At 74.9% G+C, this 22,593-nt stretch carries 22 protein-coding genes and 1 pseudogene; 9 read left to right on the top strand and 14 right to left on the bottom strand.

Going from position 1 to position 22,593, the window contains the following annotated elements:
* Positions 1–3: 3 nt before the first annotated feature.
* A complete protein-coding gene (locus ACH9EU_RS07875) occupies positions 4–1,173 on the bottom strand; it encodes a glycosyltransferase (RefSeq protein WP_396413385.1) in 1,170 nt (389 codons plus the stop codon).
* The gene (locus tag ACH9EU_RS07870; RefSeq protein WP_396413384.1) at positions 1,170–2,306 is read right to left on the bottom strand and encodes an alpha/beta fold hydrolase; all 1,137 of its coding nucleotides are present in this window, start codon (positions 2,304–2,306) and stop codon (positions 1,170–1,172) included. Before ACH9EU_RS07870 ends, ACH9EU_RS07875 begins: the two co-directional genes overlap by 4 nt.
* A gap of 210 nt (positions 2,307–2,516) precedes the next feature.
* Between ACH9EU_RS07870 and leuS the strand changes: the two genes are divergently transcribed.
* The 3 genes from leuS to ACH9EU_RS07855 all read left to right on the top strand — a co-directional run bounded on the left by leuS (position 2,517) and on the right by ACH9EU_RS07855 (position 8,983).
* A complete protein-coding gene (gene leuS / locus ACH9EU_RS07865; RefSeq protein WP_396413383.1) occupies positions 2,517–5,009 on the top strand; it encodes a leucine--tRNA ligase in 2,493 nt (830 codons plus the stop codon).
* Positions 5,010–5,270: 261 nt separating this feature from the next.
* Positions 5,271–6,146, top strand: coding sequence for a helix-hairpin-helix domain-containing protein (locus tag ACH9EU_RS07860; protein WP_396413382.1), 876 nt, complete (start codon positions 5,271–5,273; stop codon positions 6,144–6,146).
* Positions 6,143–8,983, top strand: a complete 2,841-nt coding sequence (locus tag ACH9EU_RS07855; protein WP_396413381.1) for a ComEC/Rec2 family competence protein — start codon at positions 6,143–6,145, stop codon at positions 8,981–8,983. Before ACH9EU_RS07860 ends, ACH9EU_RS07855 begins: the two co-directional genes overlap by 4 nt.
* On the opposite strand, the gene ACH9EU_RS07850 is transcribed toward ACH9EU_RS07855, so the two are convergent.
* The 4 genes from ACH9EU_RS07850 to ACH9EU_RS07835 all read right to left on the bottom strand — a co-directional run bounded on the left by ACH9EU_RS07850 (position 8,916) and on the right by ACH9EU_RS07835 (position 13,278).
* On the bottom strand, positions 8,916–10,769 hold the full coding sequence (locus ACH9EU_RS07850; RefSeq protein WP_396413380.1) for a glycoside hydrolase family 15 protein: 1,854 nt from the start codon (positions 10,767–10,769) through the stop codon (positions 8,916–8,918). The two genes, ACH9EU_RS07855 and ACH9EU_RS07850, sit on opposite strands and share 68 nt — an antisense overlap.
* 80 nt (positions 10,770–10,849) lie before the next feature.
* Complete coding sequence (locus ACH9EU_RS07845; protein WP_396413379.1) at positions 10,850–11,326, bottom strand: hypothetical protein; 477 nt, start codon at positions 11,324–11,326, stop codon at positions 10,850–10,852.
* A 202-nt stretch (positions 11,327–11,528) separates the two neighbouring features.
* Positions 11,529–11,966, bottom strand: coding sequence for a hypothetical protein (locus tag ACH9EU_RS07840; protein ID WP_396413378.1), 438 nt, complete (start codon positions 11,964–11,966; stop codon positions 11,529–11,531).
* Positions 11,967–12,609: 643 nt separating this feature from the next.
* Complete coding sequence (locus tag ACH9EU_RS07835; RefSeq protein ID WP_396413377.1) at positions 12,610–13,278, bottom strand: helix-turn-helix domain-containing protein; 669 nt, start codon at positions 13,276–13,278, stop codon at positions 12,610–12,612.
* A gap of 255 nt (positions 13,279–13,533) precedes the next feature.
* Between ACH9EU_RS07835 and ACH9EU_RS07830 the strand changes: the two genes are divergently transcribed.
* Both ACH9EU_RS07830 and ACH9EU_RS07825 read left to right on the top strand, forming a co-directional pair.
* Entirely contained in the window at positions 13,534–14,049 is a 516-nt protein-coding gene (locus ACH9EU_RS07830; RefSeq protein ID WP_396413376.1) for an NAD(P)H-binding protein, read from the top strand.
* Complete coding sequence (locus ACH9EU_RS07825) at positions 13,965–14,177, top strand: hypothetical protein (protein ID WP_396413456.1); 213 nt, start codon at positions 13,965–13,967, stop codon at positions 14,175–14,177. Before ACH9EU_RS07830 ends, ACH9EU_RS07825 begins: the two co-directional genes overlap by 85 nt.
* Positions 14,178–14,197: 20 nt before the next feature.
* Here ACH9EU_RS07825 and ACH9EU_RS07820 read toward each other — a convergent pair whose 3' ends face one another.
* Both ACH9EU_RS07820 and ACH9EU_RS07815 read right to left on the bottom strand, forming a co-directional pair.
* On the bottom strand, positions 14,198–14,398 hold the full coding sequence (locus tag ACH9EU_RS07820) for a LysR family transcriptional regulator (RefSeq protein ID WP_396413375.1): 201 nt from the start codon (positions 14,396–14,398) through the stop codon (positions 14,198–14,200).
* Positions 14,399–14,420: 22 nt separating this feature from the next.
* Positions 14,421–15,245 (bottom strand): MBL fold metallo-hydrolase, encoded by an 825-nt coding sequence (locus ACH9EU_RS07815; protein ID WP_396413374.1) that lies wholly within the window; start codon positions 15,243–15,245, stop codon positions 14,421–14,423.
* A 105-nt stretch (positions 15,246–15,350) separates the two neighbouring features.
* Between ACH9EU_RS07815 and ACH9EU_RS07810 the strand changes: the two genes are divergently transcribed.
* The gene (locus ACH9EU_RS07810) at positions 15,351–15,683 is read left to right on the top strand and encodes a metalloregulator ArsR/SmtB family transcription factor (protein WP_396413373.1); all 333 of its coding nucleotides are present in this window, start codon (positions 15,351–15,353) and stop codon (positions 15,681–15,683) included.
* On the top strand, positions 15,680–16,453 hold the full coding sequence (locus ACH9EU_RS07805; protein ID WP_396413372.1) for a cation transporter: 774 nt from the start codon (positions 15,680–15,682) through the stop codon (positions 16,451–16,453). The genes ACH9EU_RS07810 and ACH9EU_RS07805 overlap by 4 nt, the downstream gene beginning before the upstream one ends.
* A gap of 21 nt (positions 16,454–16,474) precedes the next feature.
* Here the strand turns inward: ACH9EU_RS07805 and ACH9EU_RS07800 are convergent, their stop codons facing one another.
* From ACH9EU_RS07800 to arsB, 6 genes and pseudogenes are all read right to left on the bottom strand, one after another.
* Positions 16,475–16,840 (bottom strand): hypothetical protein, encoded by a 366-nt coding sequence (locus ACH9EU_RS07800; protein ID WP_396413371.1) that lies wholly within the window; start codon positions 16,838–16,840, stop codon positions 16,475–16,477.
* A 241-nt stretch (positions 16,841–17,081) separates the two neighbouring features.
* Positions 17,082–18,494, bottom strand: a complete 1,413-nt coding sequence (locus ACH9EU_RS07795; RefSeq protein WP_396413370.1) for an NAD(P)-binding protein — start codon at positions 18,492–18,494, stop codon at positions 17,082–17,084.
* Complete coding sequence (gene trxB, locus ACH9EU_RS07790; RefSeq protein WP_396413369.1) at positions 18,487–19,482, bottom strand: thioredoxin-disulfide reductase; 996 nt, start codon at positions 19,480–19,482, stop codon at positions 18,487–18,489. The genes ACH9EU_RS07795 and trxB overlap by 8 nt, the downstream gene beginning before the upstream one ends.
* A 14-nt stretch (positions 19,483–19,496) precedes the next feature.
* Positions 19,497–19,946, bottom strand: a complete 450-nt coding sequence (locus tag ACH9EU_RS07785; RefSeq protein WP_396413451.1) for an arsenate reductase/protein-tyrosine-phosphatase family protein — start codon at positions 19,944–19,946, stop codon at positions 19,497–19,499.
* 21 nt (positions 19,947–19,967) lie between these two features.
* A pseudogene (locus tag ACH9EU_RS07780) lies at positions 19,968–20,378 on the bottom strand (arsenate-mycothiol transferase ArsC); the annotation flags it as partial.
* Between the two features lie 10 nt (positions 20,379–20,388).
* Positions 20,389–21,480 (bottom strand): ACR3 family arsenite efflux transporter, encoded by a 1,092-nt coding sequence (arsB, locus tag ACH9EU_RS07775; RefSeq protein ID WP_396413368.1) that lies wholly within the window; start codon positions 21,478–21,480, stop codon positions 20,389–20,391.
* An 84-nt stretch (positions 21,481–21,564) separates the two neighbouring features.
* On the opposite strand from arsB, the gene ACH9EU_RS07770 reads away from it, so the two are divergent.
* The gene (locus ACH9EU_RS07770) at positions 21,565–21,954 is read left to right on the top strand and encodes a metalloregulator ArsR/SmtB family transcription factor (RefSeq protein ID WP_396413367.1); all 390 of its coding nucleotides are present in this window, start codon (positions 21,565–21,567) and stop codon (positions 21,952–21,954) included.
* Positions 21,955–22,026: 72 nt separating this feature from the next.
* Positions 22,027–22,563: a DinB family protein gene (locus tag ACH9EU_RS07765; RefSeq protein ID WP_396413366.1), complete on the top strand. Its 537-nt coding sequence runs from the start codon at positions 22,027–22,029 to the stop codon at positions 22,561–22,563.
* The last annotated feature ends 30 nt before the right edge of the window (positions 22,564–22,593 follow it).

The following is a 22,593-nucleotide window of genomic DNA, read 5'->3' as shown; positions in this document are numbered from 1 at the left end:
GGATCAGGGCCGGACGTCCTCGTCGGCGGGAACGTCGACCGGAACAGCGGGGTGTCGCCCGTGCGCGTTTCGGCGTCGCCCGTGCACGCCTCGGGCCACCTCGAGCAGGGCGGTCGCCGAGTCGGTCCAGGACCAGGCCCGGGCGCGGTCGAGGCCGGCGAGCACCTGCCGGCGGCGGTGGGCCGGGTCCTCGAGCGCCCGGACCGCGGCGGCGAACCCGGCGTCGTCGTCGGGGGCGACGAAGGAGGCTGCCTCACCGGCGACCTCACGGAAGATCGGCAGGTCGCTGCACACCACCGGGGTGCCCGCCGCGAGGGCCTCCACGACCGGCAGTCCGTAGCCCTCGGCGCGGGAGGCCGTCAGCAGGGCGGCCGCTCGCCCCAGCAGCTCCGTGTACCGGGCCTCCGAGACCCCGTCGTGGAAGACCACCCGCGCCCCGGCCGGCACGAGGGACTCGAGCTCGGCGCGGCGGGCGGGGGAGATCCCGGAGAGCAGGTGCAGCTCGTGGTCGGGCAGCCGCCCGGCGACGCGCAGCAGCGTCTCGACGTTCTTGTACGGCAGGAAGGACCCCATGTAGAGCAGCACCCGGTCGGGGCGGGCCGGTCGCTCCAGGGCCGCCTGGGGATCGACGACGGAGCCGGGCCGGGGCGCATTGGGCACCACGTGCACGGGCCGGCGGGTGAGCCGGTGCTCGGCGATCAGTGCCCGGGTGGTCCGCGAGACGGTGACCACGGCGTCGGCCCGGTCCAGCAGCAGCCGCTGTGGCCACCAGGCCCGGTGGTAGAGCCGCCAACCCGCACGGACCGCTGCCGGAAGGTCGCCGGGGGGCTGGGGATGGTCGTAGTAGATCAGGTCGTGCAGGGTGAGGATCAGACCGTGACGGCGGCCGACGGAGCCCATGGTCTGCATGGGGGAGTACACGACGTCGGGGGCGTACCGGTTGACCACCAGTGCGGTGGCGGCCTCCGCCGCCGAGACCGGTGAGGGGCCGGAGACGTGCGGGAGGTCGGGGAGCATCGCGAGCTGGCGGCGGTCGCTGACCAGCATGGCCAGCTCCAGCCCGGGGTCCTCGGCGGCCAGGTCCGCGGTGGCCGCGAGCAGGCTCGCGCCGTAGCGGCTGATCCCGTCGTGGCGGCCCGGACGGGTGTAGCGCGCGTCGAAGAGCAGCCTCACCGCCGCCGCTCCCGGCGCACGATGCGCTGCAGCCCGGTGAACTGGCTGGTGTTCGGGGCGGCGAGGTCGGCGGCAGGCAGCTGGTCGTGCAGCTCGACCGGCTCCGGGGCCGGGGAGGTGAGGAAGTCGCGGACCAGCTCGGCGGCGCGCGCCGGCGCCTCGTAGTGGATGAGGTGGCCCACGCCCTCCAGCACCTCGAGGCGGTGGCGTCGGATCCAGGAGGCCATGCGGCGCTGGTCGGCCACGGACCCGATCTCGTCCTCGTCGCCGACGACGAGCAGCGTGGGCATGGTCAGCCGCACCGCCACCTCCGCGACCGTGTGCGAGATCGAGGCCTCGTAGGCCTGCATCAGGACGTCCCGGTCCGGAACGGGGGTGAAGTAGGCCCGGTGCTGGTGACGGACGTAGCCGCGGACCTGCGGGTCCTGGGACTTGGTCATGACCTCGCTCATCGCATCCGTGACCAGCCCGCTGGAGAGCAGTCGCCGCCCCAGGGGCCCGGGCAGGGCCCGGCCGAGCCGGTAGTACGTGGCGGTGAGCCGGCTGAGCACCGCCTGCTCGCCGTCCAGGGGCGGGCGGCAGATCGGGTTGACCAGCACGAGGCGCTCCACCATGGCCGGGTGCGCCGCGGCGAAGTGCGCCGCGAGCACGGATCCGAAGGAGTGGCCCAGCACCACGATGCCGTGCCCGACCCGTCCCGCCCGGGACGTGCCCGCGCTGTCGTCGTCGCCGGCCGTGCCGCCGGGTACCGGGTCGTCGGGGATCCTGCCGTCGTGCACCGCACCGCCGGTGAGGTCCTCGACGAAACCGCGGAGGAACTCCACGTAGCCGGCGACGTCGTGCGGACGGTCGGGGAACGGCTCGGAGCGTCCGAATCCGGGCAGGTCGGGGACGACGACGTGGTAGTGCTCGCGCAGCCGGTCGGCGACCAGCTGCAGGCCGTGGTGGTCGCCGCGGAAGCCGTGCACCATCAGCAGCAGCGGCTTCGGCCGACGGTCGACGTCGTAGAACCAGTAGCGCACCTTGTGCCCGTCCAGGACCGTGCTGCGCCTCTCCGCGGCGGGGTTCTGCAGCGTACTGCCCGGCACGTCGCCGCCCGGCCCGACGTGCGGTCTCCCGGTCCCTTCCGCCATGATCGCCTCCCTGCGGGCCTCGGGAGCGCCCGGTGCGTCCCGGCCCGGTGTCGATGCTAGCGGCTGCGGCCCGTGGGCCCGGCGCCGCTGGGCTACCATGGGACGGATTCCACCACCGTCGGCGCGCGCCGGGACCCCGTGATGCCCGGCCGCCGACGCGTCCGCGCGCGGCCCGTCCGGGCCGCGCCCACGACCGCGAAGGCGAGGACCGTGACCGAACAGCAGACCACGACCGAGAGCACCGGCTACGACTTCCGCGCCATCGAGGCGAAGTGGCCGTCGTTCTGGGACGAGCAGAGGGTCTTCGAGCCGGTCGACGACGGGTCCCGGGAGCGCCGCTACGTCCTGGACATGTTCCCCTACCCCTCCGGGGACCTGCACATGGGCCACGCGGAGGCCTTCGCGATGGGCGACGTGGTGGCCCGGTACTGGCGTCAGCGCGGCTACGACGTGCTGCACCCCATCGGCTGGGACTCCTTCGGGCTGCCCGCCGAGAACGCGGCGATCAAGCGCAACGCGCACCCGGCGGAGTGGACCTACGCGAACATCGAGACGCAGAAGGCCTCCTTCAAGCGCTACGGGATCAGCGTGGACTGGAGCCGCGAGCTGCACACCTCCGACCCGGAGTACTACCGGTGGACGCAGTGGCTGTTCCTGCAGTTCCACCGCCGGGGCCTGGCCTACCGCAAGAACCACCCCGTCAACTGGTGCCCCACGGACCAGACGGTGCTCGCCAACGAGCAGGTCGTCAACGGCGCCTGCGAGCGCTGCCACACCCCGGTGACCAAGAAGGCCCTCAACCAGTGGTACTTCAAGATCACCGACTACGCCGACCGGCTGCTCGAGGACATGACCGAGCTCGAGGGCCACTGGCCCGAGCGCGTGCTGGCGATGCAGCGCAACTGGATCGGCAGGTCCGAGGGCGCCCACGTGCAGTTCCTCATCGAGGGTGCAGGGGACGGCGGGGCCGACCGCGAGGTCACGGTCTTCACGACCCGGCCCGACACCCTCTACGGCGCGACGTTCTTCGTGGTCGCCGCCGACGCCGAGCTGGCCGACCGGATCGTGGCCCCGGAGCACGCGGAGGAGCTGCGCGCCTATCAGGAGCAGGTCAAGGCCCTCTCGGACATCGAGCGCCAGGCCACCGACCGGGAGAAGACGGGCGTGTTCCTGGGCCGGTACGCCGTGAACCCGCTCAACGGCGAGAAGCTGCCCGTGTGGGCCGCCGACTACGTGCTCGCCGACTACGGCACCGGCGCGATCATGGCCGTGCCCGCCCACGACCAGCGCGACCTCGACTTCGCCCGGGCCTTCGACCTGCCCGTGCGGGCCGTGCTGGACACCGGCGAGGAGGACCCGGCGGTCACCGGCGTCGCGACGACGGGCGAGGGCACGCTGATCAACTCGGGCGAGCTGTCCGGGCTCGCGAAGGCCGAGGCCATCGAGACGGCGATCGGCACGGTCGAGGCAGCCGGCACCGGCCACCGCCAGGTCAACTACCGGCTGCGGGACTGGCTGCTGTCCCGGCAGCGGTTCTGGGGAGCGCCCATCCCGATCGTGCACTGCGGCTCGTGCGGCGAGGTCCCCGTGCCGGAGGACCAGCTGCCCGTGCGGCTGCCCGAGGACCTGCGCGGCGAGCAGCTGGCCCCCAAGGGCCGGTCCCCGCTCGCGGCGGTGGAGTCCTGGGTGCACGTGGACTGCCCGTCCTGCGGCGGGCCCGCCGAGCGCGACACCGACACGATGGACACCTTCGTGGACTCCTCCTGGTACTACCTGCGCTACATCTCCCCGAACGACGAGCAGGCGGCGTTCGACCCGGAGCGGACCCGCCGGTGGCTGCCGGTGGACCAGTACGTGGGCGGGGTCGAGCACGCGATCCTGCACCTGCTCTACTCCCGGTTCTTCACGAAGGTCCTCTTCGACCTCGGGCTGGTGGACTTCACGGAACCGTTCAAGGCGCTGCTCAACCAGGGGCAGGTGCTCAACGGCGGGAAGGCCATGTCCAAGTCCCTGGGCAACGGCGTGGACCTCGGCGAGCAGCTGGACGCCTTCGGAGTGGACGCCGTGCGCCTGACCATGGTCTTCGCCTCCCCGCCCGAGGACGACGTCGACTGGGCCGACGTCTCCCCGCAGGGCGCCCAGAAGTTCCTCGCCCGTGCGTGGCGCCTGGCGCAGGACGTCACGAGCGAGCCCGGCGCCGACCCCGCGGCCGGTGACCGCACCGTGCGCCGGGCCGCCCACCGCGCCGTGGAGGACTCCGCGCAGCTGCTGGACGCGGGGAAGTTCAACGTGGTCGTCGCCAAGGCCATGGAGCTCGTCAACGTGGTGCGCAAGGCGGTCGACTCCGGCTGCGGACCCGCCGACCCGGCCGTCCGCGAGGCCGTGGAGGCCGTGGCGGTGCTGCTCTCGCTGGTCGCCCCCTACACGGCCGAGGACATGTGGCACCAGCTGGGCCGCGAGGGCTCCGTCGTCGTCGCCGGCTGGCCGACCGTGGACCCGGCGCTTCTCGTGGACGACACCGTGACCGCCGTGGTGCAGATCAAGGGCAAGGTCCGGGACCGGCTCGAGGTGCCCGTGGACATCGGCGAGGAGGCCCTGCGCGAGCTCGCCCTGGGCTCGGAGACGATCCGCCGGCAGCTGGGCGACGCCGAGATCCGCAAGGTCATCGTGCGGGCCCCCAAGCTCGTCAACATCGTCGCCTGACCCCCCGGCCCGCCCGAGCGCCCCGACTCCCGGGTGAGCGCCCGGAGCATCGCCGCCGTCACCGCCGCCGTCACAGCCGTCCCGCCCCGCGGGACTCGGGGCGCGCGCCGCCGTGGTCGGGAGGCTCTCCCTCGGCCACGGCCGCACTCGGTCGACGTCGAGGGCTGAGCCGGCCTGCACAGACCGGGAAACACCGCCCCGGCGTCCCCAGGTCCTCCACGGGCAGCCGCGGGGGTGCGGCCGCCGAGGTTGGCTGGGCCCATGACCACGCCCCGTGCCCGCCCGACCTCCGCCGATCGTCCCCGCCCGGACGGTACCGCGGCACCGGGTGAGCGGCTGGCCGCGCTCCTGGCGGAGGCCGGCGGCGACGCCGCTGCCGGCCCGTCCGTGTCCACCGACGACCCCGACCCGGGTCCGGCGCACCGGTGGGAGGTCGCCGCCCGCACCCGCGTCCCCGTCCCCCTGCTGCTGCTCGCCGCGGCGGGGCTGGCCGTCCTCGCCTGGAGCCTCCTCGGGGCCGGTGGCGACCCGGTGCCGGACGGGACCGGACGTCCTGTGCTCGCCGACGTGAGCGCCGACGACGAGGCCCCGGACGGCCCGGAGCCCTCGCCCGCAGGCGGCCCGGAGGACCCGCTCGCCACGCCCGGCGGGGGCGTCGCCGCATCGCCCTCGCCCGGGCCGCGGCTCGCCGTGCACGTGACGGGCGAGGTCGCCCGGCCCGGCGTCGTGCAGGTCGACCGGGGCGCGCGCGTCGTGGACGCCGTCGAGGCCGCCGGGGGACTCACGGAGCACGCCGCCACCGCGGCCGTGAACCTGGCCGCGCCCGTGGCCGACGGCCAGCAGGTGCTCGTCCCCGACGCCCGCGCGGCGCCCGCGCACGGCCCGCTCCCCGAGGGCACCGGGGCGGCGCCGCCGCCCGGGGCGCCGGCGGCCGGTGCCCCGGCCGGTCCCGTGAACCTCAACACCGCCTCCGCCCAGGAGCTGGAGACCCTGCCCAGGATCGGCCCGGTGCTCGCCGGGCGGATCGTGGCGTTCCGGGAGCAGCAGGGCGGCTTCGCCGTCGTCGAGGAGCTCGACGCCGTTCCGGGCATCGGTCCCACGCTGATGGAGGCCCTGCTGCCGCTGGTGACCGTGTGAGGAGCCCCGCGGTCTGGTGGTCACGTGCCCTCGAGCACCAGCAGCACCGCGAAGCCCGCGCCGCGAGGTGCACGTGGGACCTCCGCCTCGTGCCCGCCGCCCTCGGCGCATGGCTCACCGGTGTGCTCGCGGCCCACCGTCCCCTCATGGAGGCCGCGGCCGGGGCCGGGCTGGGGTTGCTGGTGCTCGTGCTCGTGGGCGCCCTCGCCCACGCCGTTCGGACCGGTCCGCACCCCGGGTGGGAACCGTGGCGGGCCGCGCCCTGGTCCGCCGCAGCACTCGGCGCCCTGGCGGTGCTGGCCGTGCTGCTGAGCACCGGGGCCGCCCACCGCGGGACCACCGCGGGCGTGCTCGGGGACGCCCTCGCCGACGGCGCAGCCATGAGCGTCACCGCCGAGGTCACCGAGCGGCCCCGGCGCTGGAGCTCGCCGGCTCCGACCGGGGCGGAGGGCGAGGACCGTGCGGGAGTGACGGTCGACCTGGCCCTGGAGGAGGTCGTCCACGACGGCCGCAGCGCGCGCACCGGCGTGAACGCCACCGTTTTCGCGGACGGACCGTCCTGGAGCCGCCTCGTCCCCGGTGAGCGGATCGCCGCCGTCGTCACCGCCGTTCCGGACCGGCCCCCGGGAACAGTGCTCCTGCGCGCCGAGGCCCCGCCCCGCCCGGTGCCCGCTGCCGCTCCCACGGCACGGGACCGGGTCCGCGAGCGCTTCGTGCTGTCCACGGCGGGACTCGGCCCGGACGCCGCGGGGCTGCTGCCGGGGATGACCTTCGGCGAGCGCTCCGGCATCGGCCCGGACCTCGACCAGGACATGCGCGACACCGGGCTCACCCACCTCACCGCGGTCTCGGGGGCCAACTGCGCGCTCGTCACCGTCCTGGCCGGTCACACCGCCCTGGCCCTCGGGGCCAGACGGCGCGCCTGCCTGCTCGCCGGACTGGGCGCGCTCGCCGCCTTCGTCGTCCTGGTGGGCCCCGACCCGTCCGTGCTCCGGGCCGCCACGATGGGTGGTCTCGCCGCCCTGAGCCTCCTCGCGGGACGGCCCGCCGTGTCCCTGGCCGGTCTGAGCGGAGCGGTGGTCGTGCTCGTGGTCGCCCGTCCGGCGCTGGCCGCCGAGTTCGGGTTCGTGCTCTCCGTGCTCGCCACCGCCGGCATCGTGGTCACCGGACGGCCCCTCGCCCGGTGGCTGGGCACCGCGGTGCCCGACCCGCTCGCCGCGGCCCTCGCCGTCCCGGTGGCCGCGCAGCTGTGGTGCGCCCCGGTGCTCGTCCTGCTCCAGCCGGACGTCCCCCTGTACGCGCTCCCGGCCAACGTCCTGGCGGCCCCGTTCGTCCCCCTGGTGACCGTCTGCGGACTCCTCGGGCTCCTGGTGCTCGGACTGCCCGCCGGCACCGAACTCGCGCTCGCACCGCTCACGGCGGGAGCCGCCGGCACCCGTGTCATCGCGGCCATCGCCCGGGGGTTCGCCGGTGCGCACGGGGCACTGGCCCCGTGGCCCGACGGCCTGCCGGGAGTGCTGCTCATGGCGGTGCTGAGCGCCTCCGGGATCGCCGCCGTGCACGCCGTGGACGTCCGCCGGCGCCGGCCCGGCCCGGACGCGGGCCTGCTGCGCAGCGGCCCCGCTCCGCGGGCCGCCCCGGAACGGACCTGGCGGCGGCGCCGCCGACGCGCCACGGTCGCCGCGCTCCTGCTGCTCGTCATGCTGGGACTCGCCCTCCGGGCGGTCGTGGGCGCCCACCGTCCGGCGCCGGCGTGGGAGGCCGTGGTCTGCGACGTCGGGCAGGGGGACGCCCTCCTGCTGCGCACCGCTCCGGGGAAGGCCGTGCTCGTGGACACCGGACCCGACCCGCGGGCGCTCGGGCGCTGTCTGGACCGCAGCGGCGTGCAGGGTCTGGAGCTCGTGGTGCTCACGCACGCCCACGCCGACCACACCGGCGGGCTGCCCGCCCTGGCCCGCCGCGGCGGGGGAGTCGGCGAGGTCTGGTACTCCACCGCCGCCCCGGACCCGCCGGCGGCGCTGGCCGAGGCCCTGCCGGGAACTCCGTCCCGCCGTCCTGTGCCGGGGGAGAGCCGCAGGATCGGCGGACTGGAACTGACCGTCCTGGCCCCCGAACCGGCTCCGGCCCGGCGTTTCGGGGCGCCGAGTTCCGCGGACGAGAACAACGCCTCCCTCGTCCTGCGGGCGGAGCTGACGGCTCCGGGCGGCGGGACCGTGTCCTGGCTGCTCACGGGAGACCTGGAGGAGGAGAGCGCCCGGAGGCTGGTGCGCCGGGCCGGTCCCGACCTGGACGTCGACGTCCTCAAGGTCTCGCACCACGGGGCGCGCAACGGGGGGACGGCCGTCATCGACGCGGCGAGCCCCCGGCTGGCCGTGGTCTCGGTCGGCCGCGACAACGACTACGGCCACCCGCACCCGTCGATCCTCGCCCATCTGGAACGCAGCGGCGTGCCGCTGCTGCGCACCGACGAGCACGGCGGCGTGGCGCTCCTGCGCGAGGAGCAGCGTCTTCTCGCCGTGCCCCTGGAGCAGCGGCGGCGCGCCGCAGCGGACCGGCACACCGTCGTCGACGAGCCGCGCTCCGGGAGGCGCTCGCCCGGTGCGGCGCGCCGGTCCCGGGCCCGCAGCCCCGCCCCGCCCGTCCCGTCCCGCCCGGGCCCGTCCCGCCCGGGCCCGTCCCGCCCGGGCCCGTCGCACCGGCCGGGGGTTGCGAACGCCCTCGTGGAGCCCCTCACGGCTCCGTCCGGGCAGGCCTCGTGCTCGAGCACGGTCACGCTGCGGCCGTGGGGGCCGTGTCGCGCAGCGCCAGGGCGGCCTGGACCAGGGCGGCGTGGGTGAGGGCCTGGGGGAAGTTGCCGAGGTGGGCACCGGTGGCCGGATCCATCTCCTCCCCGTAGAGGCCCAGGGGACCGGCGAGCTCGAGCAGCTCGTCGAAGAGGGCCGTGGCCTCGGAACGCCGCCCCGTGCCGGCCAGGGCCTGGACGAGCCAGAAGGAGCACGGCAGGAAGGCACCCTCCCCGCCGGGCAGCCCGTCCCGCCCCGGAGGATAGCGGTGGAGCAGCGGGCCTCCGGCCGACAGCTCCGTCCGGATCATGTCCACGGTGGCACGCGCCCTGGGTGAGCCGGGGGGCTCGAATCCGGTCGCGGGCAGCAGGAGCAGGGCGGCGTCGAGGTCCGGGGAGCCGTAGGCCCGGGTGTAGCCGCCCCGCCCGGGGTCGAAGCCCCGGGTCCGGATCTGCTCCGCGAGCTCGTCCCGGGCGGTCGTCCAGCGCCGGCGCTGCCGTCCGCCGAGGCGGTGGGTGGCCCCGAGGCGCAGGGCCCGGTCCAGGGCCAGCCAGCCCATGAGCTTGGAGTGGACGTGGTGGGCGGCGTCGTCGCGGATCTCCCAGATCCCGGCGTCGGGTTCGGGCCAGCGGGCGGCGACGGTGTCGGCGAAGGCGCGCATCGCCCGCCAGGTCTCGGAGTTCAGCCGGCGGCCGGCGCACACGGAGTTCCACGCTGCGTCCAGGACCCACCCGTAGCCGTCGAGCTGGTGCTGGCCGGCGGCCGCGTTCCCGGTGCGCACGGGGGCGCTGCCGGCGTAGCCGGGCCACCCCGTCAGGTTCCGTTCCGCGGGGACCGGTCCCCCCATGAGGGTGAGCAGGGCCGGCAGCCGGGGGCGGTCCAGGCGGCTGGCGTGGAGCAGCCAGCCGAGGAACCGGTCGGCCTCCAGGGACTTGCCGGTGCGCAGGAAGGTGCTCACCCCGATGCTGGCGTCGCGCGGCCAGGTGTAGCGGTAGTCCCAGTTGCGGATCCCGCCGGGGTCCTCGGGCAGGGACGTGGTCGGGGCGGCGACCGGGGCGCCCGATGGGGAGTACGTGAGCAGGCGCAGGGTCAGGAGGCTGCGGACCACCTCCGGACGGTGCGGCAGGTCCTCGTGGACCTCCGCGGCCCACCGCCGCCAGCGGGCTTCGTCGTCGGCGACCAGCTCCCAGGCGGTCACGGGGTCGACGTGGACCAGGGGCTCGCCGTGGGCGGCGGCCAGCACGAGGGTGACCGGCCGTCCCGGCTCGACGGTGATCGTGCCGGGGCGACCCGGCGTGATCTCCAGGGGCGGGTGACTGGCCAGTGAGAGCGCCGACCGGCCGAAGTCGCAGATCAGCAGGGAGCCCCGGCGGGTGCGCGGACGGCGGTGGTGCTCTCCCCACCGGGGGTCGAAGTCGATCACCGCGGCGACCGGGCCGCCTTCGGCGCAGAGCCGCCGCACGAGCAGCGTGGTGGGCAGCAGCCGACCGGAGACCTCCGCGACCATCGCCTCGGTCAGCACCAGACGGCCGCCGTCGGTGTCCCAGCTGGTCCTCAGGGTGGCCGTGTTGTCCCGGTAGCGCCGTTCCGACGGCGTGACGGGCTGTGCAGGGCCGGCCCGGAAGCGTCCGGCTCCGGGCCCGCCGAGCAGGGAGCCGAACACGGTCGTGCCGTCGAAACCGGGCAGGCAACACCAGTCGATGGTGCCGTCTCCGGTGACGAGCGCGGCCGTGCGGGTGTCGCCGATCAGTCCGTGGTCCCCGATGGGGGCCGACGGCGCCGGCGGTCGTTCGGGGCCGGTCGTGGCCTCTCCCGGCGTCGTGGCCTCTCCCGTTGTCATGGCCTCTCCCGTCGTCGTGGGCGGTCCCGGCGGCCGGGGGCGGCCGGTCGGCTGGGTGTGCGTCGCGGATGCTGCCCGGGTCAGCGGGGGTCCAGGAGCATCCCGAGAAGGATGCCGTAGGCCAGGTGCGCGACCAGGGCCACGACGGGGGTCTGGAAGCCGTAGTTCAGCGCCAGCAGTCCCGGGGGCTCCAGCACCGCACGGCTGGCCGGGCCCGCCCGGTGGGAGGCCATCCTGGGATGCACCCCCGGCAGCAGCGGGAGGATCAGGGTCAGCGCGACCGCGCCGTGGAGCAGGCCCAGGAGCCCGCCCAGCCACCAGCTGGCCTGCTGCAGCAGGGCGAACGTGCCGGCGTAGCCGAGGGCGAAGCCCTGTCCGGCGATCAGGTGCAGGACGCCGCCGACGGCGCGTGCCCGGTCGGGGTCCTCGGTCACGACGGTGCCCAGGACGAGGGGTATGTCCAGCCGGGTCAGCCCCGCCATCTGGGCGGCGATCATCGTCAGTGTCAGCGCGCCGGTGGCCAGCAGCCCGAACAGCGCCCAGCCGGCCCAGTCCATCTCCGCCTCCTCGTGCGTGTCGGGGCGCCCCCGGGTTCCCGGCGGGCAGGCCGCACGGTGGTGTGCCGCGTGGCCTGCCCGCCCGGGAGGTCCGGGACGCTCCGCGGAGCCGCCTGTTCCGGCCCTCGTGCGTCAGCCGACCACAGTGGTCAGCCGGTGGGCAAGAGGTGTGTCCGTGTCGGACGCCCGGCTCCGGCGGCGGTCACCCGGCACGGCGGGGGCGGTCGTGGGCCCCGGCGAGCAGGCCCAGGGCGAGGGCGCCCACCAGCAGTCCGACATCACGCAGGGCGATGTCGTAGTAGCCGAAGCTGAGCAGGTTGACCACGATCCCGGCCAACCACAGCGCGACGACGTAGGCCCCGATGCGGGGCCTGATCGCCACGAGGACCCCGGCGAGGACCTCGACCACGCCCACGACGAGCATCGCGGTGTGGGCGCTGACGGGCAGCAGGTCCACCGCCCAGGGCGCGAGATAGTTCTCCCAGGTCGTGAGGATGTTGGTGAACTTGTCCAGGCCGAGGACGATCGGCAGGACGGTGAAGCCGACGCGCAGGAGCACGAACGCCGTGTGGGCGGGATCGGCTCCGGCCCGGTGCGGGACGTGGCGGCTTTCCGGGGTGCGCGGCACGGTGGCGGACATCGGAATCTCCTGGTGGAAGGGCGGGTGGATGGGTGTGGGTGAGCCCTGTCCCGCTGATCACCGGGCCGGCGATCGCCGGGACACGGTGTGCTCTCGATGGGCTGGCGGGGCGGAGCGCGGGGACGAGGTGTGCCGGCGGACGGGGCGGGTCGTGGGCTCCGGGCAGATGCCCGGGGCGACGACGAGGAGGTGCGGTGGTGCGGTCCCGGGACGCCGACCGCGGGACGGGGGGTACCGGCTCCGGCTCCGACCAGCGGTGGCCGTCGTCGATACCCGTGGGCGCCGGATCGACGGCGCCGAGGACGCTCATGGTGCCCCCCCCAATTTTTACGAATCTACTTGTATTAACTCTCGTCGTAACCGCAAGCGCAAGGGGTGGCGGCCTCCGGGCCGGCATCCTGCGCCTCGGGCACGCGCTGCTCCGCGACGACCCGGGGCCGCGCAGGACGGCGGCGCCCCGGGCGAGGGCGGGCGACGGCGGGCAGGTGCGGCCGCCGGCATCGCTCGGACGGCGGCCGGACGGGGAACGGGCGGGGACGGTGCGCGGGCCGCGCGGGGGACGGTGCGACGTCACGGCGCGGCCGAAGGAGCAGCCGGGACGGTGCCTCGGTGGCCGGTCCGCTCCGCCGAGTGTTCCGGTGTGCTACGTCGCCGCGATGTGCACCAGGCACCCCTGGGGTGTGGCGAAAGGCGCCAGGCCGGTCACCTCGAGCGGCGCACCGAGACGTTCGAGCAGTCCTCGGAGCAGTCCGAGCTGCACCGAGCACACCACGTCACGGTGCTCGCGGGCGACCTCCAGAAACGGACAGCGTCTCTGCAGCACGGTGACGTGACGACCGTCCGAGGTGACCTCCGGGGCGAAGCCGACGCTGGTCAGGGCCTCCATCACCTGGGTGATCGCTTCCCGGGCATCCGGGGCCGGTCCCGTGCGGGCCTCGACCAGATGCGCCGCCCAGGCCCGGCCCGCCCGCTCGGTCATCGCCGCCGATCCCGGCACCTGACGGTCCAGGACTCCCGCCAGCAGCTGCGCCAGATCCTGGAGGTCACGGCCTTCGCGATCGGGCTGCGGGACGGCCGTGAACCGCAGCGAGGGCCGACCGGGAGTGTCGTGGTGCGCCAGCTGACGCCGGACGAGCCCGTGGTGCTCCAGCCGGCCGAGGTGGAACCGCACCGTGTTGGGGTGCAGGCCGACGTCGTCGGCCAGCTCGTCCACGCCCCGGGCCTCCGATGCGCGCCGCACCGCCCACAGCACCCGCATCCGGCTCGACGGCGCACCGGAGGGCCTGTCGTTCGCGTCCGCGCTCGCGTCCATCCGGCCATTGTCCCACTTCCCGCTGCCGGAGAACGGGGCGGTGCCCCGGCCCGGGCACGGCAGCCCGGGGACCACGGGACGCGAGGAGCTCACGGCCCGCGAGACGAAGCCGCGGCCCGGGACCACGGTTCCGACGGCCCGGCGGGCCCGCCTCGATGACGCACACGGGGCCATATCGCGCATCCGGCCCGAAATCCATGCACTATCGGCTAGTGTGCGACCAGAACCCGGGGGGACGAAAGGGGCGCGGAGCACATGCGAGTGACGGTGTTCGGGGCGAGCAACGACGTGGGGCAGGCCGTCGTCGACCATCTGGTCGGCCGGGGGTTCGAGGTCCTGGCGCACATGGCCGATCGGGCACCGGGGCCCCGCCGCTGGGGACCGGACGTCGCGGTGACGACGGGGGAGATCACCGACGCGGCGTCGGTGGCGGAGGCCGTGGCACGGGGCGACGTGGTCGTCAACGCCCTGGATCCCCGCCTGGACCGGCGCGCACGGGACGGCGACCTCGTGGAGGGCACCGGCCACATCGTGGCCGCGATGCAGGCCCACGGAGTGCGCCGCTACATCGGCCTGGGGGGCCGGTCACGGGACTGTACTCCCACGAGCGGCCCTCCGCGTGGCTGCGCACCCACCGTGCCCTGGCGACCACTCTCCACCCCCGACGGTGCCGGCAGAAGCACCAGATGCTGGCCGTGGTCACCGGCGCGGACCTGGACTGGACGATCGTGCGCTTCGCCCACTGCTTCCCAGGATCGGGGCGAGGGGTGAACTATGTCGGCTACTTCGGTCGTGACCACGTGGGGAGCTGGGCCACGGCCGCCGACATCGCCGGTTTCGTCGCCGCGCAGGTGCTGAGCACCCGCTTCATCGGCGCCGCCCCCGCCATCAGCCACTGAACGGAGCGGGCCGGCGCACCTCAGGAGGTGTTCGGCGCCCCGGCCAGGGCCTCGACGACGGCCCGGGTGACCTCTGCGGTTGCGGCGGTGTCCACGACGCGGTGCCCGTCGAGGTCCTTGACGGTCTGGGACAACGACGGCTGGGCGATGAGCAGGTGCTCGGCGGCCCGGGTGAACCCGCCGTGGTCGACCACGGCCAGGAAGTACGTCAGCTGCCTCACGTCCGTGCCGGTCCCCCGGGGGTCACGTCAGATCGTCGTGGTCGCCGCGGACCCACGCCACGTGCCGCCGTGCCGAGCGGTGCACGGCTTCCCGGGCCCCGGTGTCGATGACCCCGCCCGTGTTGGCGTAGATCCGGTCGAAGGACAGGTCGCCGACGGCTCCGGCGATCCGCTCCACGACCGCCGCCGAGAGCGGGTAGGGGTTGACGTAGCTGCGCATGAACGCGACCGTGCGCCGGTCGGGGTTCACGAACAGGGTGTCCCCGGACAGCAGGACCCCGCGCCCCTGGGCCCCGGCCGGCCAGTGGACGACGGCGCTGCCCGGGAAGTGCCCGCCGAGGGTGTGGAGGGTGAGGCCGGGCAGCGGCCGGCGCCGCCCGGTCCAGTACTCGACCTCCGGGCCCGACCGCTGCAGCCAGTGGCGGTCGGCCTCGGCCACGAGCACGGGGATCCCGCCCAGGGCCCGGGACCACTCGATCTGGACCCCGTACATGTGGGGGTGGCTGGCGACGATGCAGTCCGCCCCGCCCAGGTCCCGCACGCGCTCGACCGCGGACCGGTCCAGGTAGCCGGTCGGGTCCCACAGCAGGTTCCCTTCCGGGGTCCGCACCAGCAGGGCCCGCTGGCCGATCCCGAACCGGGGGACGACCCTGATGCCGTACAGGTCCGGCTCGAGCTCCTCGACCCGCGTCTCGTGACCGGCGTCGCGCAGCTGGTCCGGCGTCGTCCACCGCGGGCCCTCGAGCAGTTTGTCCTCCCGGTCGTCGGCGCAGATCGCGCACTCCTCGGGCGGATCGGCGGCGGGGGCGTGCTCCACGCCGCACGAGCGGCAGATCCAGACGGGCACAGGTCCTCCTCCGGCGACTCGACGCTGCCCACAGGGTACAGGCCCGACCGCTGCGGGCCGCGGGCGTGGTTCCGGACGGTACACGACGGCGTGTACCGTGGGGGCATGACCACGGTGACCCTCGCTCACACCGCCGCCCTGACCCGGCTCGGCCACGCCCTCTCGGAGGGCGTGCGCACCCGGATCCTGCTCTCGCTGCGCGGCGCCCCCGCCCGGCCCTCCGAGCTGGCCGAGGAGCTGGGAGTCTCCCGGCAGGTGGTCTCCAACCAGCTGGCCTGTCTGCGCGGCTGCGGTCTCGTGGAGGCCGACCGTCAGGGCCGCTGCACCTGGTACCGGCTGGCCGACCCCCTGCTGGGCGAGGCGCTGGACCACCTGCTGCAGCTCGTGGTGACCGTGGATGCCGACTGCTGCTCGCCGGAAGGATGCACCTGCACATGAGTTCCCTCTCGATCGGGTCCCGCCCGGTCTCCGTCGCCCGCCGGGCCGTGCTGCACCGGCGCGTGCGCCTCATCGTCGGTGCGACGATCGCCTACAACGTGGTCGAGGCCGTCGTCGCCCTGACCGCCGGATCCATCGCGTCCTCCTCGGCGTTGATCGGCTTCGGCCTGGACTCCGTCGTCGAGGTCCTCTCGGCCGCCGCGGTCGCCTGGCAGTTCGCCGCCCCCGACCACCATCGGCGCGAGCGGGCCGCCATGCGCCTGATCGCCGTCTCCTTCGTCGGTCTGGCCGTCTTCGTCACGGTGGACGCGGTCCGCGCGCTGACCGGGGCCGCCGAGCCGGAGCACTCGCCGGTCGGCATCGGCCTGGCCTCCGTGAGCCTGGTGGTCATGCCGTTCCTGTCCTGGTTCGAGCGCCGCACGGGCCGGGAGCTGGGCTCCGCCTCCGCGGTGGCCGACTCCAAGCAGACCCTGCTGTGCACGTACCTCTCCGGAGTGCTGCTCGTGGGCCTGGTCCTCAACAGCACCCTCGGCTGGTCCTGGGCGGACCCGCTCGCCGCGCTGGTCATCGCCGGGTTCGCCCTGAAGGAGGGGCTCGAGGCCTGGCGCGGGGACGCCTGCTGCTCCCCGGTGGCGGTGCTGGTCGGCGACGAGGACGGCCACGCGAACGGCGGCGACGCGGGCTGCTGCGTCCGGAACGCCGACCCCGTGCGCGGGGCGGCCGCGCAGGACGACGGGTGCGGCCCCGGCTGCACGTGCCCCCACGACTGACCCGCCCGGCGCCGGGGACGCTCAGGGCGCCAGGGCCTCCAGGGCCTCGGGGCTGATCATCCCCAGCTTCCTGACGGCGGCCTTCAGCGCCGCGACCTGCCGGTCGGCGGCGTCCGGCACGGCGGCCGCCGTCCCGGTCAGCCGGAAGCCGATCACGTGCCCGGGGACGCTGACGCCCGGCACGTGGGAGGGCACCGGCAGTGGCGCCAGCGGCACGGCCATGTGGACGGGGTCCACACGCTCCGTGAGGATCCGGAGGTGCCGGGCGGCGTCTTCGTAGGCCTCGAACACGAGACGGGACCCGATCGCGCCCAGGTCACCGGCCGGTCCGTCGTCGGGCACGGGCCGGACGTAGAAACCGGGGTCCAGGAGCAGCACAGGGCTCATGACTGGAAGTCTAGGGCCCCGCCGGGACCTGCGCCGCGCACGCAGGGCAGTGGCCCGGCGCCGAGGACCACCACGTCCGCCTGCGGTCCCGACGCGGCGGGCGCCGGCTCCCCGGTCGAGGCCGCGCGTGCGCGCGTACCGCTGCGCGAGGGGGCCCCGGCTGTGCACCGCAGGACATGCGTGTCCACGGTGCCGGAGGCGAGAACGCGACCGCCCCTTCGGGGGAGCGCTCGGGACGCGGTCAGCGGCAGGGTGCGGGCACGGGGGCCGGGGCCGGCCCGGCGTCGAGGGGCTCGGCGCCCGGGCAGCAGGCCCCGGCAGGTCGGCCGGTGTCGGTCGCGCCCGGCCGCTCGCTCCCGGGGCGGGGGGTGCTTCCCCGCTCGGGCGGATCGCAGGAGCCGCCCAGGTCCGTGGCGCAGACCCCCGTCTCGGGCAGCTCCAGCCGCACGTCGTCGGCCGCGGCGCGGTCCCCGGCCAGGGCCGCGGCGACGGAGCGGACCTGCTCGTAGCCGGTGGCCATGAGGAAGGTCGGCGCCCGCCCGTAGCTCTTCATCCCGACGACGTAGAACCCCGGCTCCGGATGGGCCAGGAGGCGCTCCCCGTGCGGGGGCACCGTGCCGCAGGAGTGGAACTCGGGATCGATCAGCGGCCCGAGCCGCCTCGGGGCCTCGACGGCCGGGTCGAGCTCCAGGCGCAGCTCCGAGAGCATCGTGAGGTCGGGGCGGAACCCGGTGGCCGGGACCAGCACGTCCACGGTCAGCTCCCGCGGCCCGCCGGGGGTCTCGGCGCGGACGGTGAGTCCGTCGTCGGCGGAGGCGAAACCGGTGATCCCGAAGGAGGTGTGCACCTCGACCGCCCCGGAGGCCACGAGGAGCCGCAGGCGGGTGCCGAGGGCGCCGCGGGCCGCCAGCTCGTCCCGCTCCTGCCCGCCGTAGGCACGGGTGACGCCGGCCGAGCGGAGGGCCCAGCCGATCCTCGTGCCGGGCTCCCGCCGGGCCAGTTCGCCCAGCTCGAGCAGCGCGTTGGCCGCCGAGTGCCCGCCGCCCACGACCAGCACCCGCCGGCCGGCGAACCGGTCCCGGTCCCGGCCGCTGATGTCGGGCAGCGGGGCGGTGATCCGGTCGGCCGCCTCTGCCTCGCCGAGAGCGGGCAGACCGGCCCGGCCCAGCGGGTTGCGCCGGCCCCACGTGCCGGAGGCGTCGAGGACCGCGGCCGCCAGGAGGTCCTCGACCGTTCCGTCGGGACGCCGGACCCGCACCAGGAACGGCGCGCGCTCGCGGCCGGCGGTGCGGGTCCTGTCGAGGCCCGCGCGGCTGACGGCGAGGACCCGGGTGCTCGTGCGCAGGTGCGGGGCGAGCAGGGCGGACAGAGGAGCGAGGTAGTGCGCGACGAGCTCGGCGCCGGTCGGCAGGACGGCGGGGTCCGGGGCGGTCCAGCCGTGCCGGCGGAGCAGGCGGACCGCGGCGTCGTCGACGTCGTAGCGCCACGGGGAGAACAGCCGGGTGTGGCCCCACGCGCGGACCGCCGCGCCGGCCCCGGCGCCGGCCTCGAGGACGAGCGGGTCGAGCCCGCGCTCCAGCAGGTGCGCGGCGGCGGCGAGGCCGACGGGCCCCGCCCCGATGACGACCACCGGCCGGCCCGCGGTCTCAGCCATGGGTGTCCTCCTCCACGAGGGCGGTGGCGATGGAGTCGGCGTCCTCGAGGGCGGCGAGGTAGCGCTCGGCGTCGAGGGCGGCCGCGCAGCCCGTGCCGGCCGCGGTGATGGCCTGCCGGTAGCGGTGGTCCACGGCGTCCCCGCACGCGAAGACGCCCGGCCTGTTCGTGACGGTCGTGGGGGAGTCGACGACGATGTACCCCTCCTCGTCCAGCTCCAGCTGCCCCTTGACGAGGTCCGTGCGCGGGAGGTGGCCGATGGCCACGAACACTCCCGTGGCCTCCAGCTCACGGGTCGCCCCGTTCGTGGTGTCGGTCAGCGTCACGCCGGTGACCTTGTCCTGGCCGTGGACGGCGGTGACCGCGCTGTTCCACGCGAAGCGGATCTTGTCGTGGTCGTGCGCGCGCTGGGCCATGATCCGCGAGGCGCGCAGCGTGTCCCGGCGCACGACCACGGTCACGGAGGCGGCGAAGCGGGTCAGGAACAGGGCCTCCTCCATGGCGGAGTCCCCGCCGCCGACGACGACGATGTGCTGGCCGCGGAAGAAGAACCCGTCACAGGTGGCGCACCAGGAGACGCCGTGGCCGCTGAGCCGCTTCTCCTCCGGCAGGCCCAGCTCCTTGTAGGCGGAGCCGGTGGCCACGATGACCGCGGGGGCCCGGTAGGCCGCGCCCTCCAGCGTGGTCACCTCCTTGAGGTGGCCGGTGAGCGTGACGGTCGCGGCGTCGTCGTACTCGACGGCCGCGCCGAAGCGCTCGGCCTGCTCGCGCAGTCCCTCCATCAGCTCCGGGCCCTGGATGCCTCCCGGGAAGCCGGGGAAGTTCTCGACCTCGGTCGTGGTCATCAGGGCGCCGCCGTGGCTGACGGAGCCGGCGATGACCCGCGGCGCGAACCCTGCCCGTGCGGCGTAGATCGCCGCGGTGTAGCCGGCGGGGCCGGACCCCACGATGATCAGCTGGTCCGTGGCCGCGGTGGTCTCCTGGCTCATGGTGCTCTCCGTTCTCAGTGGGCGGTCGTGGTGCCGGCGGGCAGCAGCTCGGTGATCAGCGCCTGCACGCGGGCCCTGATCTCGTCGCGGATGGGCCGGACGGCCGCGACGCCCTTGCCGGCCGGGTCCTCCAGCTTCCAGTCCTCGTAGCGCTTGCCGGGGTGGAACGGGCAGGCGTCGCCGCAGCCCATGGTGATGACGACGTCGGAGTCCTGGACCGCCTCGTCGGTGAGCACCTTGGGGGTCTCGGCGCTCAGGTCGATGCCCTCCTCGGCCATGGCCTCCACGGCCGCCGGGTTGACGGCGTCGGCGGGGGCGGAGCCGGCCGAGCGGACCTCGATCCGGCCCCCGGAGAGGTGGGTCAGGTAGGCCGCGGCCATCTGGGAGCGGCCGGCGTTGTGCACGCAGACGAACAGGACCGACGGCTTCCCGCCGGCGGGCTCCTCGGGGGCCGTGCGGGTCAGCTCCGCGAGCAGCCCCCGCACGCGGGCGTCGATGTCGTCGCGGACGAGCCGCATCCGCGCGGCGCCCTCGATCCCGCGTGCCGAGGGCTCGTCGGTCCGCCAGGTCTCGATCGTGCCGGCCATGCCCTCGACCGGGTCCACCGTCGCCTCGTCGCCGAGGACGACGACGCGATCGACGCGGCGCAGCAGCACGGGGTCGATCGGCTTGGGGAAGCCCCCGGACATGTCGGCGCCGAGCTCGGCGACCACCTCGGCGGACAGGGCGTTGATCGCCCGGCCCGGCCTGGTGCCGGCGGAGTGGACCTCCACCGCCCCGTGGGCGCGGTGCTCCATGAGGGCCGCGGCCATCTGGGACTTGCCCCCGTTCTTGGCGCAGACGAACAGGACGGACGGTGTGGACCGGGGCACGGGGAGCTCCTGACTCGTGGACATCGGTGCTGGATCAGCGGGTCGGGACGGTGGCGTCGTCCGGGAACAGTCTGCGGGCCGTCCACAGGGACACGTAGACGAGGCCCACGAGGACCGGGACCTCGATGAGCGGACCGACGACCCCGGCGAGGGCCTGTCCGGAGGTCACGCCGAACGTGGCGACGGCAACGGCGATGGCCAGCTCGAAGTTGTTGCCCGCGGCGGTGAACGCGACGGTCGTGGAGCGGGCGTAGTCCAGGCCCAGGGCCCGGGAGGCCAGCAGGCCCACGCCGAACATCAGCACGAAGTAGACGAGCAGCGGCAGGGCGATCCGCACGACGTCCATCGGGCTGGAGGTGATGGCCTCGCCCTGCAGGGCGAACAGCACCACGATGGTGAACAGCAGGCCGTACAGCGCCCACGGACCCAGCCGGGGGAGGAACCGGTTCTCGTACCACTCCCGGCCCCTGGCCTTCTCCCCGAGGGTGCGGGTGAGGAATCCGGCGACCAGGGGGATGCCCAGGAAGACCAGCACGGAGACGACGATCGACCACACGGAGAACTCCGCGGACGTGGTGGGCAGGTCCAGCCAGCCGGGCAGCACCTGGAGATAGAACCAGCCCAGCGCGCCGAAGGCGAAGACCTGGAAGACGGAGTTGATCGCCACCAGCACGGCCGCGGCCTCGCGGTCCCCGCAGGCGAGGTCGTTCCAGATCAGGACCATGGCGATGCAGCGGGCCAGTCCCACGATGATCAGGCCCGTCCGGTATTCGGGCAGGTCCGGCAGGAAGACCCAGGCGAGGGCGAACATGAGGGCCGGTCCCACGATCCAGTTCAGGACCAGGGAGGCGCCCATCAGGCGGCGGTCCCCGGCGATCCGGTGGGTCTCGTCGTAGCGGACCTTGGCCAGGACCGGGTACATCATCACCAGCAGACCGATGGCGATGGGCAGGGAGACCTCCCCGATCCGCACGGCCTCCAGGGCGGTGTCCAGGCCGGGGACGAGCCGTCCGAGCAGGAGCCCGGCGGCCATGGCCAGCAGGATCCAGGCGGGCAGCCAGCGGTCGAGGAAGGACAGCTCCTTCATCACCGCCTGGTGGGCGGGGGGTGTGGTGGTGGTGCTCATCGGCGGCATCGGCCCTTCGTATTGACGGTCATCTATCGATAACACTATGGGTCACATCGACGGGCGTCAATGTACAATGGGGTGATGACTCTCGCACGCGACGTCGACCTCGAGGCCTCCGCCGACCGTCCGTGCGCGCCGTGCGCGCCGTGCGCGCCGGACGAGCGGTGCTGCGCGCTCTCGGGCGGACCGGTGGACACCGGCGACGCCCAGCGGATCGCCGGGGTGCTCAAGGCCCTGGCCGACCCCATGCGCCTGCGCCTGCTCTCCCACGTGGCCGCCCAGGGCTGTGAGGCGGTGTGCGCCTGCGACCTCACCGACGAGCTGGGCATCAGCCAGCCGACGGTCAGCCACCACATGAAGAAGCTCGTCGACGCCGGCCTGCTCGTCCGGGAGCAGCGCGGCCGGTGGGCGCACTACAGTGTGGTCCCGGAGGCCTTCGCCGAGCTGAGGGCGTTCCTGGACCTGCGCTGAGTCCGGCGCCCCGGGCCCTGCCGGGGCACGCCGGCGTGGCCGTCCGGGCCGCCGTGGGAGAGGACGAGGACGATGGACGAGGCCGCGGACATCCGCAGGACGATCCACCTCGAGCTGGACCGGGCCCGGGACGACTTCCACGCCCTCGTCGCCGCTGCCGGCCCGGCCGATCTGCGCCGCCGGTCGGCGGGCACCCGGTGGACCAACGGGCAGCTGCTCTTCCACATGTACTTCGGCCACCTGGTCGTGCGCCGGCTGCTGCCGCTCGTGCGCCTCCTGGGACGGCTCCCACCGGTGGTCGGCCGCGTGTTCTCCCGGGTGCTGGACGCCGGGACCCGTCCCTTCCACGTCATCAACCACCTCGGCTCCTGCGGCGGGGCCCTGGTCGTCCGGGGCCCCCGCCTGACCCGGTGGTTCGACCGCACCGTCGACGTCCTGCACGACCGGATCGAGCACGAGTCCGCCGACGCCCTGGCGCGGGGGATGCACTTCCCGGTCCACTGGGACCCGTACTTCCAGGACTGGATGAGCCTGGCCGACGTCTACCGCTACGCAGCGGTGCACTACGACCACCACCGTCGGCAGCTGACGCTCCACGGGCACTCCTGAGCTCGCCCCGGCACGCCGAGCGGATCCCGG

This window comes from Kocuria rhizosphaerae (genome assembly GCF_044462265.1).
In the GTDB taxonomy this organism is placed as follows: Bacteria; Actinomycetota; Actinomycetes; order Actinomycetales; family Micrococcaceae; genus Kocuria; species Kocuria rhizosphaerae.
The sequence above is the reverse complement of the archived record's forward strand: the minus strand, read 5'-3'. Positions and strand labels throughout refer to the sequence as shown.